The sequence below is a fragment of the Litchfieldella anticariensis FP35 = DSM 16096 genome, from assembly GCF_000409775.1.
GTDB classification, from domain to species: domain Bacteria; phylum Pseudomonadota; class Gammaproteobacteria; order Pseudomonadales; family Halomonadaceae; genus Litchfieldella; species Litchfieldella anticariensis.
Map to the genome: position 1 here is coordinate 368,641 of NZ_KE332377.1, position 15,846 is coordinate 384,486.

General features: G+C 55.1%; 12 protein-coding genes. All 12 read left to right on the forward strand.

Going from position 1 to position 15,846, the window contains the following annotated elements; genetic code table 11:
* Nucleotides 1-396 precede the first annotated feature (396 nt).
* Nucleotides 397-1,209: a Wzz/FepE/Etk N-terminal domain-containing protein gene (locus tag L861_RS01780; RefSeq protein ID WP_016414820.1), complete on the forward strand. Its 813-nt coding sequence runs from the start codon at nucleotides 397-399 to the stop codon at nucleotides 1,207-1,209.
* 16 nt (nucleotides 1,210-1,225) lie between these two features.
* Nucleotides 1,226-2,563: a UDP-glucose dehydrogenase family protein gene (locus L861_RS01785; RefSeq protein WP_016414821.1), complete on the forward strand. Its 1,338-nt coding sequence runs from the start codon at nucleotides 1,226-1,228 to the stop codon at nucleotides 2,561-2,563.
* A gap of 98 nt (nucleotides 2,564-2,661) precedes the next feature.
* Complete coding sequence (locus L861_RS01790; RefSeq protein ID WP_016414822.1) at nucleotides 2,662-3,711, forward strand: T6SS phospholipase effector Tle1-like catalytic domain-containing protein; 1,050 nt, start codon at nucleotides 2,662-2,664, stop codon at nucleotides 3,709-3,711.
* A gap of 121 nt (nucleotides 3,712-3,832) precedes the next feature.
* Nucleotides 3,833-5,305, forward strand: a complete 1,473-nt coding sequence (locus L861_RS01795; RefSeq protein ID WP_016414823.1) for a Fic family protein — start codon at nucleotides 3,833-3,835, stop codon at nucleotides 5,303-5,305.
* A gap of 98 nt (nucleotides 5,306-5,403) precedes the next feature.
* The gene (locus L861_RS01800) at nucleotides 5,404-6,426 is read left to right on the forward strand and encodes an NAD-dependent epimerase (protein ID WP_016414824.1); all 1,023 of its coding nucleotides are present in this window, start codon (nucleotides 5,404-5,406) and stop codon (nucleotides 6,424-6,426) included.
* Between the two features lie 218 nt (nucleotides 6,427-6,644).
* Nucleotides 6,645-8,411 (forward strand): SLC13 family permease, encoded by a 1,767-nt coding sequence (locus L861_RS01805; RefSeq protein ID WP_016414825.1) that lies wholly within the window; start codon nucleotides 6,645-6,647, stop codon nucleotides 8,409-8,411.
* A 156-nt stretch (nucleotides 8,412-8,567) separates the two neighbouring features.
* Nucleotides 8,568-9,371 carry a 3'(2'),5'-bisphosphate nucleotidase CysQ gene (gene cysQ / locus L861_RS01810; protein ID WP_035567632.1) on the forward strand — a complete coding sequence of 268 codons (804 nt, stop codon included), beginning with the start codon at nucleotides 8,568-8,570 and terminating at the stop codon, nucleotides 9,369-9,371.
* 104 nt (nucleotides 9,372-9,475) lie between these two features.
* Complete coding sequence (cysD, locus tag L861_RS01815) at nucleotides 9,476-10,393, forward strand: sulfate adenylyltransferase subunit CysD (protein WP_016414827.1); 918 nt, start codon at nucleotides 9,476-9,478, stop codon at nucleotides 10,391-10,393.
* A 101-nt stretch (nucleotides 10,394-10,494) separates the two neighbouring features.
* Entirely contained in the window at nucleotides 10,495-10,848 is a 354-nt protein-coding gene (locus tag L861_RS01820) for a four helix bundle protein (protein WP_016414828.1), read from the forward strand.
* A 107-nt stretch (nucleotides 10,849-10,955) separates the two neighbouring features.
* Complete coding sequence (cysN, locus tag L861_RS01825; protein ID WP_016414829.1) at nucleotides 10,956-12,872, forward strand: sulfate adenylyltransferase subunit CysN; 1,917 nt, start codon at nucleotides 10,956-10,958, stop codon at nucleotides 12,870-12,872.
* A 665-nt stretch (nucleotides 12,873-13,537) separates the two neighbouring features.
* Nucleotides 13,538-14,659 (forward strand): acyltransferase family protein, encoded by a 1,122-nt coding sequence (locus L861_RS23935; protein ID WP_021029079.1) that lies wholly within the window; start codon nucleotides 13,538-13,540, stop codon nucleotides 14,657-14,659.
* A 185-nt stretch (nucleotides 14,660-14,844) separates the two neighbouring features.
* Nucleotides 14,845-15,843 (forward strand): UDP-N-acetylglucosamine 4,6-dehydratase (inverting), encoded by a 999-nt coding sequence (gene pseB, locus L861_RS01835; protein WP_016414831.1) that lies wholly within the window; start codon nucleotides 14,845-14,847, stop codon nucleotides 15,841-15,843.
* The last annotated feature ends 3 nt before the right edge of the window (nucleotides 15,844-15,846 follow it).

Here is a 15,846-nt window from a genome sequence, read left to right on the forward strand (position 1 = left end):
CGCGGTTAATCTAGTGCCTTGGTGCTGGGTTCTCTAAAATGGCCCTTTTGCGGCAATGGTTTGCTCGCACTCAAATGGCAGTGTGCCCCCCTTTGCTTTGCCGGCAGTGGATGTCGGTAGGGGAACGCTGAATAAATCGACGAGCATGCTCAAGCGCAAGGCGCACGGAGCACAGGAACCGGAGCCTATGGGGTATAGGTGAGGCTTCCGCGCACCGCGCAACGCAGCGATTGATCTGCGCAGGCATTTATTCAGTGTTTCCTTGAGCGTTGGGAGCAACCTGTTACCAACATGGAGCATGGCAAGGGCCTTGAGAACTGCCCGGAACAATCTCTGGGCGGTAGCGTGCCCAATTCCGACCATGCCAGGAATCTAATGCAGACAGGAACGGATACCATGACCCAGCCGTCTTCCCAGCCACCATCCCAGCCAAGCCGGCCCGAGTACGACGACGAAATCTCGTTAGTCGACTTGGCCAAGATCCTGGTGAGGCGCTGGAAGGCCTTGGTAACAATCTTCGTACTGGTGGTGGGGGTGGCGCTTGCCTATGCGCTGCTGATGCCACGTACCTACCAGTATGCTTCGATCTATAATGCTGCTGAACAGGCGCCAGCCCAAGTCTCAACCCTTTCTCCAACCAGAGCTCTGGAAGCACCGTCGTCGTTGGTCGCCAAGGCCAGTAATCTCTACTTAGGGCCGTTGACCCGAGAGCTGATTGCTGAACAAGGCTGGGAGAACCTGCCGTTTGAGGTAACGATCGATAATCCCCCGGATACCCTGTTGATCACGCTTTCCAGTGAAGCTAGCCCTGACTATGTTGAGCAAGTGAAAGCGCTACATGAGCGTTTGCTGGAGCGCTTGCAGCAAGGGCAGCAGCAGTTGGTAGAGCGACGCCGGGAAACGCTGCAAGGCCAGTTGGAAAGTACAAAAGACTCGCTGGAAGTCTTGCGGAATGCCGATAGCCCCAGTGCAGGGGAGCTGATTGCGACCTATACGGCGCGGATTGCCGAACTGGAAGCCAACTTGGCCGATTTGCAGGAGGGCGAGGTTAACCAGGTCGCGGTGCAGAGCCTGGAGCCGGCCGGTACCAGCCGTGCACTGATTGTCGCCTTAGGGCTGGTGTTTGGCGCCATGCTGGCCATCATCGGCGTGTTTGTCATGCAGTTTGCCAGTCTGGTGCGTACTAGCCTGAAAGAAGATAAATCGTAAAGCCAAGGGACCGCTCATGAACGTCACGATATTCGGAACCGGCTATGTAGGGCTGGTGCAAGGCGCGATTCTGGCCGATGTAGGCCACCACGTGGTATGCGTGGATGTGGATGCCGATAAGGTCGAACGCCTGAAGAAAGGCATCATCCCCATTTACGAACCGGGCCTGGAGTCGCTGGTCAAGGAGAACCATGCGGCGGGACGGTTGGATTTCACCACCGACGCCGCCGAAGGGGTGAAACACGGCGAAGTGCAATTCATTGCCGTGGGCACACCGCCGGATGAAGATGGTTCCGCCGATCTCAAGTACGTACTGGCCGTGGCCGAAACCATCGCCCAGCACATGGAAAGCCACCGTATCGTGGTCGACAAATCCACCGTGCCGGTGGGTACCGCCGACAAGGTTCGCGCCAAGATGATGGAAGTGCTGGCCAGTCGCGGGCGCGAGGACCTCGGCTTCGATGTGGTCTCCAACCCGGAATTCCTCAAGGAAGGTTCGGCGGTCGCCGACTGTCAGAAGCCCGACCGCATTATCATCGGTACCGAAAGCGAAGACACCGAAGAAGCGATGCGCGAGCTGTACGCACCGTTCAACCGCAACCGCAACAAGATCATGGTCATGGACGTGCGCAGTGCCGAGCTCACCAAGTACGCCGCCAACTGCATGCTGGCAACCAAGATCAGCTTCATGAACGAGATCGCCAACCTGGCCGAGCGCTTGGGGGCGGATGTCGAACTGGTGCGCCAAGGCATTGGTAGCGACCCACGTATCGGCTATCACTTCATCTATCCTGGTGTGGGCTACGGCGGGTCTTGTTTTCCCAAGGACGTGCAAGCGCTGATTCGTACCGCCGGTGACATCGATTATGACGCCAAGGTCCTCAAGGCCGTGGAAGCGCGTAACTATGAACAGAAAACCACTCTGTTCCAGAAGATGCGTACCCACTTCGGCGACGACCTGGCCGGCAAGACCTTCGCCATATGGGGGCTCTCGTTCAAGCCCAATACCGACGACATGCGTGAAGCGCCCAGCCGGGTACTGATGGAAGCGCTGTGGGAAGCCGGTGCCAAGGTGCAAGCCTATGACCCGGAAGCCATGGAAGAAGCTCAGCGAATCTACGGTACGCGCGACGAGCTGACACTGTGCGGCACCAAGGAAGCTGCCCTGAAGGGTGCCGACGCCTTGGTGATCGTGACCGAGTGGCAAAGCTTCCGCGCGCCGGACTTCGACCTGATCAAGCAGAAACTGAGCGAACCGACTATCTTCGATGGCCGCAACATGTTCGAACCCAAGCGCATGGCCAAGAAGGGGTTCACTTATTATTCAGTTGGCAGAAGTACTCAAGGTCGCTAATGTAGCTAATACAGACATAGCAATATCGATCCGGCTGAATGGCCGGATCACATAATAATTAGACAGAAAATGAAAATGACAGCAGGGAAGCTGAAACTATGACACGCAACCTCGTGGTGTGCTGCGACGGCACGTCCAATCAGTTTGACGCTATCAATACCAATGTCGTGCATCTGTTCTCACGACTGATCAAGGATGACGAAACCCAGCTTACCCATTATGAACCCGGTGTGGGCAGCTTTCCCGCTCCGGGGCGTTGGGGCCCTCGCATGGGGATCACGCTGGGTAAGCTGTTCGGTTATGGCATCACCCAGAACATCGAAAACAGCTACCGTTTTCTGATGAAGCACTACCAGCCAGGCGACCGCATCTTCCTGTTTGGCTTCAGCCGTGGTGCCTACACGGTACGCTGCCTGGCCGGCATGCTGTACAAATGCGGCTTGTTGTACTCCTTCATGAACGACATGGTGCCCTATACCAGCCGGTTGTACCTCGAGAAGAACAACGAGGCGGCGGCGGAGGGTTACAAGAATCTTTACGGTCGCCCGTGCCCAGTGCATCTGGTCGGTATCTGGGACACCGTGGACTCGCTGGGCTATCTCTATACCAAACGGCGTTTCTTCAACGCCAAGCTGAATGAAGAGGTCAGCTTCGGCTATCATGCCCTGGCTATCGACGAACGCCGGCCCAAGTTCGAGCCGTTGCTGTGGGACGAAAGCTTGAAAGCCGACCACCAAACCATCGAACAGGTATGGTTTCCCGGGTCTCATGCCGATGTCGGTGGCGGTTATGCCATGCGGGGGCTGGCTGAAATATCCCTGCAATGGATGGTCGAACGTGCCAAGGCGCAAGGGCTGCGTTTCAATGAAGACATCAAACCCCTGCAACCGGCCGACCCTACGGCGATGCTTCACGATTCGCTCGCCACACCCGGCGGTAGAATGCTCAAGTGGCTACACTTGGGGGCAAGGCCAAGAATGATCCCCGAAGGCGCCCTGATACATGAAGGCGTGGACCAACGTTTGGCCCATTGCGACTACCAGCCCAGCTCACTGCCAGGTCACTACATCACGGTAGCTGCACAAACGCCGGTTTCGACAGCCAGGGTAGAAGCATCGGATACCGTGACATATGGCCATGCCGGATAGCACTTGGCTGGGTAGGGTTAAAAAAACCATTGTAGTCGGGCCGAAAGTGAAAATTTTGTTGGCTGAGTGAAGAAAAAATTGATCCAATGAGGAGTAGTGAACCTCAAGAGGTAGGCGCTACATGACCCCGGTGGGTTACGAGTACCTGCGGCAGACACTGAATCTGAGTGCCTTTCGACCTGAGCTGCCTGCTCAGGTGCGGCCAGTGACGCGGATCACGAGATTGAGTGACTGTCTCGCGGTACCTCCTCATCGGGCACCGCGAGACGAGGCCTTGGCCCATCTGTTGTTCGCGCTGAAGCATGAAGGAATCGACCTAGCCATCCTGGCCGAAGCGCTACCCAAGCTTGACCCAGACAGGCTAATCGAAGCATTGCGTGAAGCGCCAAATGGGGCATATCTACGCAAGCTCGGCTTTCTCTATGAAGCGTTCACCGGGCGACTCTTGGATTATCAGCCCGAGGTTCGTGGCAGAGTGGTGCCGCTGTTCGACCCTCAGCAGTACGTTACCGGGCCCAGTCGGCGCGATTCACGTTGGCGTATCGATTTCAATGGTCTGGGTTCGCTGCGGTGGTGTGCCACGGTGCGGCGAACGGCGGAGGTCAAGCGGCTTTTGGCTGAAGAGGTACTGACCAAGGCAGTCGACTTCATCGACTCGCTGCCTGCCGAGATGCTGGACCGGGCAATGCAGTGGGCCTATCTCAGCGAAACCCAGTCGTCGTTCGCGATCGAGCGCGAAGCTCCTTCGGCCGACAAGCAGCAACGCTTCGTGCAACTACTACATCAGGCTCATGAACCAAGGGAACTGGACGAGCCTTATCTGGTGCAGTTGCAGAACACCACGCTCGATAACCCGTTCGAAAAAGCTTACGGCTTTCGCGGTGAACAGAATTTCCTGCATAACGGGCTACGTGGCGCCATTGGGGTCAGTTATTTGCCACCTCCGCCTGAGCTATGCCGAGAGCTCATGGCAGGGTTGATCGAGTTTGCAAACGATGCACCACGGCATGTGCATCCGCTGGTGGCTGCGGCGGTAACCTCTTTCGGATTCGTATTGCTGCACCCCTTCATGGACGGCAATGGTCGAATATCGCGGTTTCTCGTCCATCAGCAGCTTTGCCAGTCTGGTATGCTGAAGAAGGGCTTGTTGTTGCCTGTCTCGGTGGCCATGAAGCGTCATGAGGCTGAATATCTAGCAGCCTTGGAAACTTTCTCGCAACCTGCCCGTGAGCGCTGGCGCGTGAACTGGATCGATGCCGAGCATCATGACTTCGAATTCATGGGTAGTGAGGCCATCTATCGCTATTGGGACGCAACGCCTGCTGTAGAATTCCTACTACGGATGGCCCAGGCGGCTCTGGAAACCGATCTCAAAGAAGAAACGCGTTACCTTCAGCATTTCGACCAAGTGTATCGGGCCGTGGATGAGCGTTTCGACATCAGAGGAAGCGATCTGGCGAGGCTGGTCATGATGTGTTTAAGCCATGATGGACGGCTATCGCAGAACCGCCGCAAGCAGTTTCGCTACCAAGTGCCCGAAGACGCCATGGACTTTCTCGAGCAACAGGCTCAACAGGTAATGCGCGAAGCATGAATTGCATCGCCAGGCCCGTGGAGTGGTGGGAGCGCAGCTTGCTGCGCGATCCGGCCGTCAGGCCGGCTATCGACACTTAGCAGAGAATTCGTCTCGTTATGAAAATTCTTGTTACCGGCAATGCTGGCTTTATCGGCTTCCATACCGCCAAGAAACTGCTGGAGCGTGGCGATAATGTGGTTGGTTTCGACAACGTCAACGACTATTACGATGTCGACCTGAAGGAAGCGCGCCTCAAGATCCTGAAGGAAACCGCTAAGCGCTTCGGCAGCGACTATCATTTCTTTCGTCACGATCTTGCCGACCGGCAAGCCGTTGAAGACTGCTTTACCGATCACAAGTTCGACCGGGTGATCCATCTGGCTGCCCAAGCCGGGGTACGTTACTCACTGATCAACCCGCACTCCTATGTGCAGAGCAATATCATCGGCTTTACCAATATCATCGAAGCGTGCCGACATGCCTGGACGCCACACCTGACCTATGCCAGCACCAGCAGCGTATACGGCGCCAACACCAGCATGCCATTCAGCGAGCATCAGGGAGTGGACCATCCGCTGCAATTTTATGCTGCCACTAAGCGTGCCAATGAGTTGATGGCGCACAGCTACAGCCACTTGTACAAGCTGCCGACCACCGGGCTGCGCTTTTTCACGGTATACGGTCCGTGGGGCCGGCCGGACATGGCGTTGTTCCGGTTTACCCAGAACATTCTCGAAGGCAAACCGATTCCGGTATTCAACGAGGGTAACCACACCCGCGATTTCACCTATATCGATGACATCGTGGAAGGGGTGATCCGCGCCAGCGATGATATCGTTAGGCCCAACCCGGAATGGAACAGTGACCAACCGGACCCGGCAAGCAGCAACGCCCCTTTCCGTATTTTCAACATCGGAAACAACAACCCAGTGCAGCTAAACGCCTACATAGAAGCGATCGAGGAAGCCGTAGGCAAGAAAGCGCAAAAGGAACTGCTACCGCTGCAACCCGGCGATGTACCGGATACGTACGCCGATAGCACGGCATTGGAACAAGCCGTTGGTTACAAGCCCAATACGCCGGTGACAGAAGGCGTGGCCAAGTTCGTGGAGTGGTACCGCGGGTTTTATGATGTCTGAACAGCCCAGACACTCCCCAGCTTTTGTGGGATCGCAGCTTGCCGCGCGATGACAGCGTTATGCCGGCCGCCAATCGCGCAATGAATTGCGCTCCCACAGTACTTGGCACCATGCCAGCGTCTTTGTGGGAGCGCAGCTTGCTGCGCGATAGCCAACCCCACCCAAGCCAGTCTAATGGAACCTTACAGCCCGCCACTCATCGGGCGGACCTGAGTTAAATGGAATTATCCGCACTCATCACACTTGGTGTCGTTGTCGCTGTCTTGGCGACGTTGGCATCCACACGCATCGCGCCGGATGTCGTGCTCATGGCCGCGCTGGCGTTCCTGGCCATTTCCGGCATTCTCACTCCGGGCGAAGCGTTGTCAGGGTTCTCCAACCCCGGCGTAATGACCATTGCCGTGCTGTACGTAGTGGCGGCGGGGCTGAAGGAAACAGGAGCGATCCAATGGGTCGCTCATAGCTTGTTAGGGCAGCCCAAGCGGCTCAAACATGCTCAACTCCGAGTGTTGCTGCCGGCATCCGGCCTTAGCGCTTTCATGAACAACACCACCGTGGTCGCCATGTTCATTCCCGCCGTGCAGGAATGGGCACAGCGGCTTAGGTTGCCGCCTTCCAAGTTACTTTTACCTTTGAGCTATGCCGCCATCATCGGTGGTACCTGCACCCTGATCGGCACCAGCACCAACCTCGTGGTGGATGGCTTGCTGCAAACCCAACGGGGGGTGTCGCTCGGCATGTTCGACCTTGCCTGGGTCGGGGTGCCGCTGGTGCTGGTGGGGGGGGCTTTCCTGTATTGTTTTGCCGACCGCTTACTGCCTGACCGCCTGGGGGTACTCGAACAGCTCGAGAGTGCTCGCGAATACAGTGTGGAAGTCAGCGTGGAGCCCAAGGGGCCCCTGCCGGGCAAGACGATTCAAGAAGCTGGGCTACGTAGCCTCAGCCATGGCTATCTGGCGGATATCGAACGCGAAGGGCGCTTGATGACGGCCGTACCACCGGACACTCAACTTCTGGCCGGCGACATTTTGGTGTTCATCGGTGCGCCGGAATGTGCACGAGAGCTGCGTCGTATCCATGGTCTGAAGCCCGCCACCGGCGATGTGCACAAGCTGGATATCGCACATCATAACCGCTGTTTGGTGGAGGCAGTGATCGGCCCGGATTTCGCTGGGCTGCGGCAAACCGTCAAGCAGTCGCGCTTCCGTAGCCGCTACCAGGCAGTGATCCTTTCCATTTCGCGGGCTGGGAACCGCTTGCCTGGCAAGGTGGGCAACATCAAATTGCAGGTCGGCGATACGCTGCTGATGGAAACCGGACAGGAGTTCGTTGAGCAGTACCGCTATCGTAAGGACTTCCTGCTGGTTAGCGCGCTCAACGACTCCACGCCGCTTAACTTCCGCAAGGCCCCGTGGGCGTTGGCGATTCTCGGCGCCATGGTCGTCTCCAGCGCCGTGGGGCTGCTAAACATTCTGGAGGCAGCGTTTCTCGCCGGTGGTGCCATGCTGGCCACCCGCTGTGTGACTGCCAGTAAGGCCAGGCGTTATGTCGACCTTACCGTGCTGATTGTGATTGCTGCCTCGTTTTCGTTGGGGGCGGCAATGAACAAGACCGGCGCCGCCGCGCAAATCGCCCAATGGCTGATGTTCGCTGACGATCTTTCGCCCTGGTTGGCGTTGGCACTGGTCTACGTGATGACAGTCATGTTTACTGAACTGATCACCAACAATGCCGCTGCGGTGCTGATGTTCCCCATCGCCACGGCAGTGGCCGACCAGTTGCAAGTCAATTTCATGCCTTTTGCCCTGGCCATCATGTTTGCGGCATCCGCCAGCTTCATGACCCCATTGGGCTACCAGACTAACCTGATGGTGCTGGGGCCTGGCGGTTATCGCTTTACCGACTACATGCGCCTGGGAGCGCCACTCAGTTTGCTCGTGGCGATAACGGTGGTGGGGTTGGTTCCTTTGGTGTGGAGTTTTTGAGACGGAAGATGCCGCTTCGCGGCATGAAGAAGGAAGGTGGAAGATAAACGGTAGCTAACGTATTCCTCCTGCTTCAAGGTGCGAAGCACTGTACTTCTCTCTTCCCACTTCCTTCTTTTTAAAGGAGTCCCCGTGACGGATTTCGTAACCGCCGACATGCAAGAACGTCTGATCCAGGGTGTGCATGACGCCGGCGAACAGGTGCTGAAAGTCTACCAGGAAGATTTCGAGGTCGAGACCAAGGCCGATGAAAGCCCGCTGACAGAGGCGGATATGGCCTCTCATCATGCGCTGGTGGCGTTGCTCGAGGAACTGACGCCTGAGGTACCGGTGTTGTCGGAGGAGTCTGGCGAAATACCTTTCGAAGCACGCAAGCAGTGGCAGCGTTACTGGTTGATCGATCCGTTGGATGGCACCAAGGAATTCATCAGCAAGAACGGCGAATTCACCTTAAACGTGGCGTTGGTGGAAGAGGGTGTGCCGGTATTCGGCATTGTGTATGCACCTGTGCTCGATACCACCTGGTGGGGGCAGCAGGGTTTGGGCGCCTACAAGATCGAAGGTGGCGTCAAACGGGCCATCCAGGTGCGTGAATTACCGGATCCCGAACAAGAACCTTGGAAGGTCGTAGGTAGCCGCCGCCATGGTGCCGCTGAGTTCGAGACATTCTGTGCAGAACTTCCCCATCACGAGCGGGTCTCCATGGGTAGTTCGTTGAAATTGTGCCTGGTAGCGGAAGGCCAAGCAGACCTCTATCCGCGCCTGGCGCCGACCAGCGAATGGGATACCGCCGCCGCTCAGGCCGTGGTGACCGCTGCCGGTGGTGAAGTGCTCGATGCCCAAACGCTCGAGCCACTGCGTTGCAACCAGCAGGATAGTGTTCTCAACCCCTGGTTTATTGTCTGTGGGCAGCGGGATGGACGTTGGGAAAAGGCGTTGAAAGAGGCGCTACGCGCCTAAAGAGGGAAGACGACGCTTCGCGTCTTGAAGAAGGAAGAAAAGTCTAGATACTTCGCATCTTCCATCTATCTTCCCACGAACGATTTTTCTTCAAGGAATGATCGATGACTGAGTTATCGCCCGATCGCCAAACCCACCTGAAACAGCTGGAAGCGGAGTCGATTCATATCATCCGCGAAGTCGCTGCCGAGTTCCGTAATCCCGTCATGCTGTACTCCATCGGCAAGGATTCCTCGGTGATGCTGCACCTGGCGCGCAAGGCCTTCTATCCCGGCACGCCGCCGTTCCCGCTGATGCACGTCAACACCACCTGGAAGTTCCGCGAGATGATCGAGTTCCGCAACCGCATGGCGGCGGAGGTGGGCATGGAACTGATCGAGCACATCAACCAGGAAGGCGTGGCGGCGGGCATCAACCCCTTCGATCACGGCAGCGCCAAGTACACCGACATCATGAAGACCCAGGCGCTCAAGCAAGCACTGGACCAGCACGGCTTCGATGCCGCCTTCGGCGGTGCGCGGCGCGACGAGGAAGCCTCGCGGGCCAAGGAGCGGGTCTACTCGTTCCGCGACAAGTACCACCGCTGGGACCCCAAGAACCAGCGCCCGGAGCTGTGGAACGTCTACAACGCCAAGGTCAACAAGGGCGAGTCGATCCGCGTGTTCCCGCTCTCCAACTGGACCGAGCTGGACATCTGGCAGTACATCTACCTCGAGTCGATCCCCATCGTGCCGCTGTACTACGCCGCGCCGCGCCCGGTGGTCGAGCGTGACGGCATGCAGATCATGGTCGACGACGAGCGCCTGCCGCTCGAACCCGGCGAAGTGCCCGAAGAGAAGTGGGTGCGCTTCCGCACGCTGGGCTGCTACCCGCTGACTGGCGCGGTGGAATCCAAGGCCGCCACGCTGCCCGAGATCATCCAGGAGATGCTGCTCACACGGACCAGCGAACGCTCCGGCCGCGCCATCGACCATGACCAGGCTGGGTCGATGGAGAAGAAGAAGAGGGAAGGGTACTTCTGAGCAACGAGCTACGAGCTACGAGCTACGAGCTACGGGTTGATTGTTGACGGTTGGTGCAACGGATGCGAAGCACCCCACAATGGATGTCAAGGAAGGACAAAATGCGTCATGAGCAGCTTGAGGTCTGGCAGCGAAGCAAGCAACTCAGCGTTGAGGTGTATCAGGAGCTTATGACTTTGCGGGACTTTGGCTTCAAGGATCAGATAACCCGATCTGCTCTTTCCATACCGAGCAATATTGCAGAAGGGTTCGAGCGTTTTACGGAGAAGGAAAAATTCCGGTATGTATCCATCGCCAAAGGGTCTTGCGGTGAGTTTGCGACCCAGGCACTTATCGGTATTGAAGTCGGCTACATACCCGAAGCTATTGGCCAGCACTGGCGACAGGAAGCCATGAGCTTGTCTCGTATGCTGGGGGCTTTGCTCAAGTCTCTGACAACGTGTTCTCGGATCTAGACACCAAACATGAAGAGAGCACAGCCTGCTCGTAGCCCGCAGCTCGGAGCTCGCAGCGCTCGTGTTCTTCACCAGGATGGAGAAACCCCGTGTCCCATACATCAGCGATGATTTCGGAAGATATCGAAGCCTACCTGCGCGAACACGAGCAAAAAGACCTGTTGCGTTTCATCACCTGTGGCAGTGTCGACGACGGCAAATCGACCCTGATCGGGCGGCTCTTGCACGATTCGAAGATGATCTACGAGGATCAGCTCGCCGCGATCACCCAGGCGTCGAAGACCAGTGGTACCACTGGCGATGCCGTGGACCTGGCGCTGTTGGTCGATGGGCTGCAGTCGGAGCGTGAGCAGGGCATCACCATTGATGTCGCCTACCGCTTCTTCTCCACCGACAAGCGCAAGTTCATCATCGCCGACACCCCAGGGCATGAGCAGTACACCCGCAACATGGCTACCGGGGCCTCGACGGCGAGCCTGGCGGTGATCCTGATCGACGCGCGCTACGGGGTACAGACCCAGACCCGGCGGCACAGCTTCATCGCCGACCTGCTGGGTATCCAGCATTTGGTGATCGCGGTCAACAAGATGGACTTGGTCGATTTCTCGCAAGAGCGTTTCGACGAGATCGTCGCCGACTACCGGGAATTCGCTGACAAGCTCAATGCCCGCGACCTTCGCTTTGTGCCGATGTCGGCGCTGGAAGGCGACAACGTGGTCAATCCGAGCGAGCGGACCCCCTGGTACTTCGACGGTGGCTATGAAGGCGTGCCCTTGCTCGAACTGCTGGAGACGGCGGAAATCGCCCACGACAGCAACCTCAGCGACCTGCGCCTGCCGGTGCAGTACGTCAACCGGCCCAACCTGGACTTCCGCGGCTACTGCGGCACGCTGGCGGCCGGTATCCTGCGCCCAGGCCAGGCGGTCAAGGCCTTGCCGTCAGGCAAGACCTCGACGGTCGAGCGCATCGTCACCTTCGATGGCGACCTGGAAGTGGCCTATCCAGGGCAAGCGATCACCGTGACGCTCGCTGACGAGATCGACATCTCGCGTGGCGACTGGCTGGTCGAAGACGAGGCCAACATCCCCTTATCCAACGTGTTCGAAGCCGACATCGTATGGATGCACGACACGGCCCTGGAAACCGGCAAGCTTTACGACTTCAAGCTGGCGACCCGTGACGCGGCAGGGCAGATCAGTGCCATCGACTACCAGATCGACGTCAACACCCTCGAGCACCGGGTGGCCGATCACCTGGACCTCAACGCCATCGGGCGTTGCCGGGTGGAACTGACTACGTCGGTCCCATTGGATGACTACCGCCGTAGCCCCGGTACCGGCAGTTTCATCGTCATCGACCGCCTGACCAATGTGACGGTGGGGGCGGGGATGGTCCACCAGATGCTGGAAACCGAACTGCCCTACGAATTCCGTGCCCACGACAGCAAAGCCGACGTGGTATGGAACCGCAGCAGCGTCACCCCAGCGATGCGCGCCCAGATCAAGGGCCACCGTGGCAAGTGCGTGTGGTTCACCGGGCTTTCTGGTTCGGGCAAATCGTCGCTGGGCAATGCGCTGGAAGTCGAGCTCAACCGGCGTGGCTACCACACCATGCTGCTGGATGGTGACAACATCCGCCATGGGCTGTGCAAGGACCTGGGCATGAGTGAGGCGGATCGTACCGAGAACATCCGCCGCGTGGGCGAGATCGCCAAGCTGTTCGCCGATGCCGGGATCATCGTGATCACCGCCTTCATTTCCCCGTTCCGCGCTGACCGCGATGCCGCCCGCAAACTGTTCAATGACGGCGATTTCATCGAGGTGCATGTCGATACGCCAATGGATATCTGCGAACAGCGTGACCCGAAAGGCCTGTATCAGAAGGCGCGCGAAGGCAAGATCAAGGACTTCACCGGCATCAATAGCCCCTATGAGGTGCCGAAGGCCGCTGAGCTAACGCTCAAGACGATGGATCATGATCAGAAGGAACTCGTGAACCAGGTTATCAAACGGCTTTCTTTGTGATGAATAGCACTCAAAGAAAGATCCTTGGTTAAAGCTTGGTAGTTGAACTTTTTGATTTCTGAATTTTGCGGCGGAACCTATTATGCCCGAAGAGTAGTTGTAAATATTTTTTTAGTCAGCAGTGTATGGCTATTTTAATATAAAATAATCTGATGCATTGTGTGAGGATAAGGTTTTTGTATTATATTAAGCGTAATATTTTGACCTGATTCCTTGTCTTTAGTAAGGGCTGGGGATTGGCTGCAGCTACAATGTTAATGAGAAATACGGAGCTCAATTTCTTGAGAGAATCAAATATTTCATTACGTTGACATCATAATGATGCTAAGAAGCTGGACTTCAACATTGTCAGCTTTAACAATAGCAAACCATGGTTCAATATCAGTAGAATCCTTCGGAACGTAACCGGCATCTACTTACATTCTTATCGCTCCCTGTGCTATGGCTGGGTTGCAAGGACCAGTTTAGAAAAAGCAGTGTTTTGCGATTTCAAATTTTTCGTCTTCATTGCCAAATAGTATTTGGGATTACATTTTTTCAACCACCACCCAGGAACACATATGTGACCTTGAGTAGCAACAGTAGATGCCATGTTTAGGCGGTACACTGAGATAAGATAAGTCATGAAAAAATAACACTCCGCTGAGAAAAGGTTTTTGTCTGCAATGGCTAGTTTCGAACGTGTTCACTCTCTTGATTATCTTCGTGGTGTCATGGCTATATCAGTCATGCTGTACCACTTCATGGGTTGGAGTGTAGGTGTTCCAGAGAGTGAGACGCTTATCGGGCGTCTAGGTGTGTATGCAGTTTCTAGCTTTTATATAATTAGTGGCGCTTCTCTATATTTGGTTTACCGCCGAAAGACATGGAATGTAGGGGAGGTTGGGTTTTACATTGCTAAGCGCTATCTTCGCATAGCTCCAGTGTTTTGGCTTGCTACTTTATTGATGATTGTTTTTTATATAATAAAGACAGGAGCGTTTGATCCTGATTGGCCAAGATATTTTTCGAATTTTTCGCTAACTTTTGGTTTTTATAGCCCTCGTGACTATATCCCTGGTGGTGGATGGTCGATTGGCAATGAAATGACATTTTATGCAATCTTTCCACTGATGATTATGGCTACTGTGAAACCAAGAGTTTTTCTTAGTGTCTTGGCGTTTTCTTTTTTAATTTATTGCTACTTTGCTTTCTTTGTGCTTTCTAATGAGTTTACGCTGGCCGAGCAATGGAATATTTATATTAATCCTCTGAATCAATCTTTTTTGTTTGCTTCTGGGATCGCTATTGGCTGGTTTCGTGATAATTCAAGAAACCCTTCACAGGTAGGCGTTTGGGTTATAGGAGCAGTATCTCTTTTATTTATGATGTTCTACCCGGCCAGTGGAAATCAGATAAATATTGTGGCAGGTATAAATCGGATTCTTTTTACTGTGTTTTGTATTGGGCTGTGCTATTCGGCTATTAATTGTAATATTGAGAAAGATTTAGTGTTGACAAAGATTTTAAAGTTCTTTGGCGACATTTCATATTCTCTTTACTTGCTTCATAGTGTTGTGGGTGTTTATTTTTTGCAGTTGGTGCTGCCTAAAATTGGTCAGTTTTCTCCCATGGCAAAGCTTTATATATTGTTTTTAGTGGTGCTGCCAAGCATTATTTTTATATCTTTTTTGATATATAGATTTATCGAGATTCCATTTATGAAAATGGGAAAGCGACTTGCAGTAGTAAGAGGTGATAAAACGGCTGGAGTGTATAATTTAGGGAAGTTGCGTGATGGGTATTAGAGTTAGACTTAAGACTGGTGCTGGCAGTCTGTGAATGTATCTGGATTTGACAGCAGGAGTTGTAGTGACTGTTGCGTAATTTGTTTCACCTTGACTTCTAGAGTTCTTTTCTGTGTGGTTAAGGATAAGACTTTGGGAATTGGTAGAAATGTGCTTCTACTAAATAATGAAATATAGGGAAAGTTATGTTTGATAATTCATCAATCTTGGTCACTGGCGGTACTGGCTCTTTTGGCCACACTTTCATTCCGATGTTGCTGGAGCGCTACAATCCCAAGCGGGTCATCATCTTCTCGCGCGATGAGATGAAGCAGTGGGAAATGGCCAAGAAGTTTGATGGCGATTCGCGTGTTCGCTTCTTCATCGGTGATGTGCGCGACCGTGAGAGACTCTATCGCGCCCTGGATGGGGTGGACTATGTGGTGCATGCGGCGGCGACCAAGATCGTGCCCACCGCGGAGTACAACCCCTTCGAGTGCGTTAAAACCAATATCAACGGCGCCATGAACTTGATCGATGCCTGTATCGACAAGGGTGTCAAGCGAGTGGTGGCACTTTCTACCGACAAGGCCAGTAGTCCGATCAACCTCTATGGTGCCACTAAGCTGGCCTCGGACAAATTGTTCGTATCCGGCAACTCCTATGCTGCTAGCCACAACACGCGCTTCGCCGTGGTGCGTTACGGGAACGTCATGGGTTCGCGAGGATCGGTGATCCCGTTCTTCATGTCCATCAAGGACAAGGGTGTACTACCAATCACCGACGAGCGCATGACGCGCTTTATGATCTCGCTGGAAGAGGGTGTGGAACTCGTCTGGCACGCCTTCGAGGACATGGAAGGCGGCGAGATTTACGTGAAGAAAATCCCATCGATGAAGGTGACTGACTTGGGGCGTGTGGTTGCACCTGACGCCAAACAGGAGGTTGTGGGGATACGCCCTGGCGAGAAACTCCACGAGCAGATGATCGGTGCCGAGGACTCGCACTACACCTACGAGTATCCCGAGCACTTCAAGATCCTGCCGGCGATCCATAATTGGAGTGCCGATGCCAACCGCATCAAGGACGGCAAGAAGGTAGCGGAAGGCTTCGTCTATTCCAGTGATACTAACGACGAATGGATGAGCGAGGAAGCACTGCAGGCGTGGATCGACGCTAACCGCGAAAAAATTGGGAGTATCTAATTT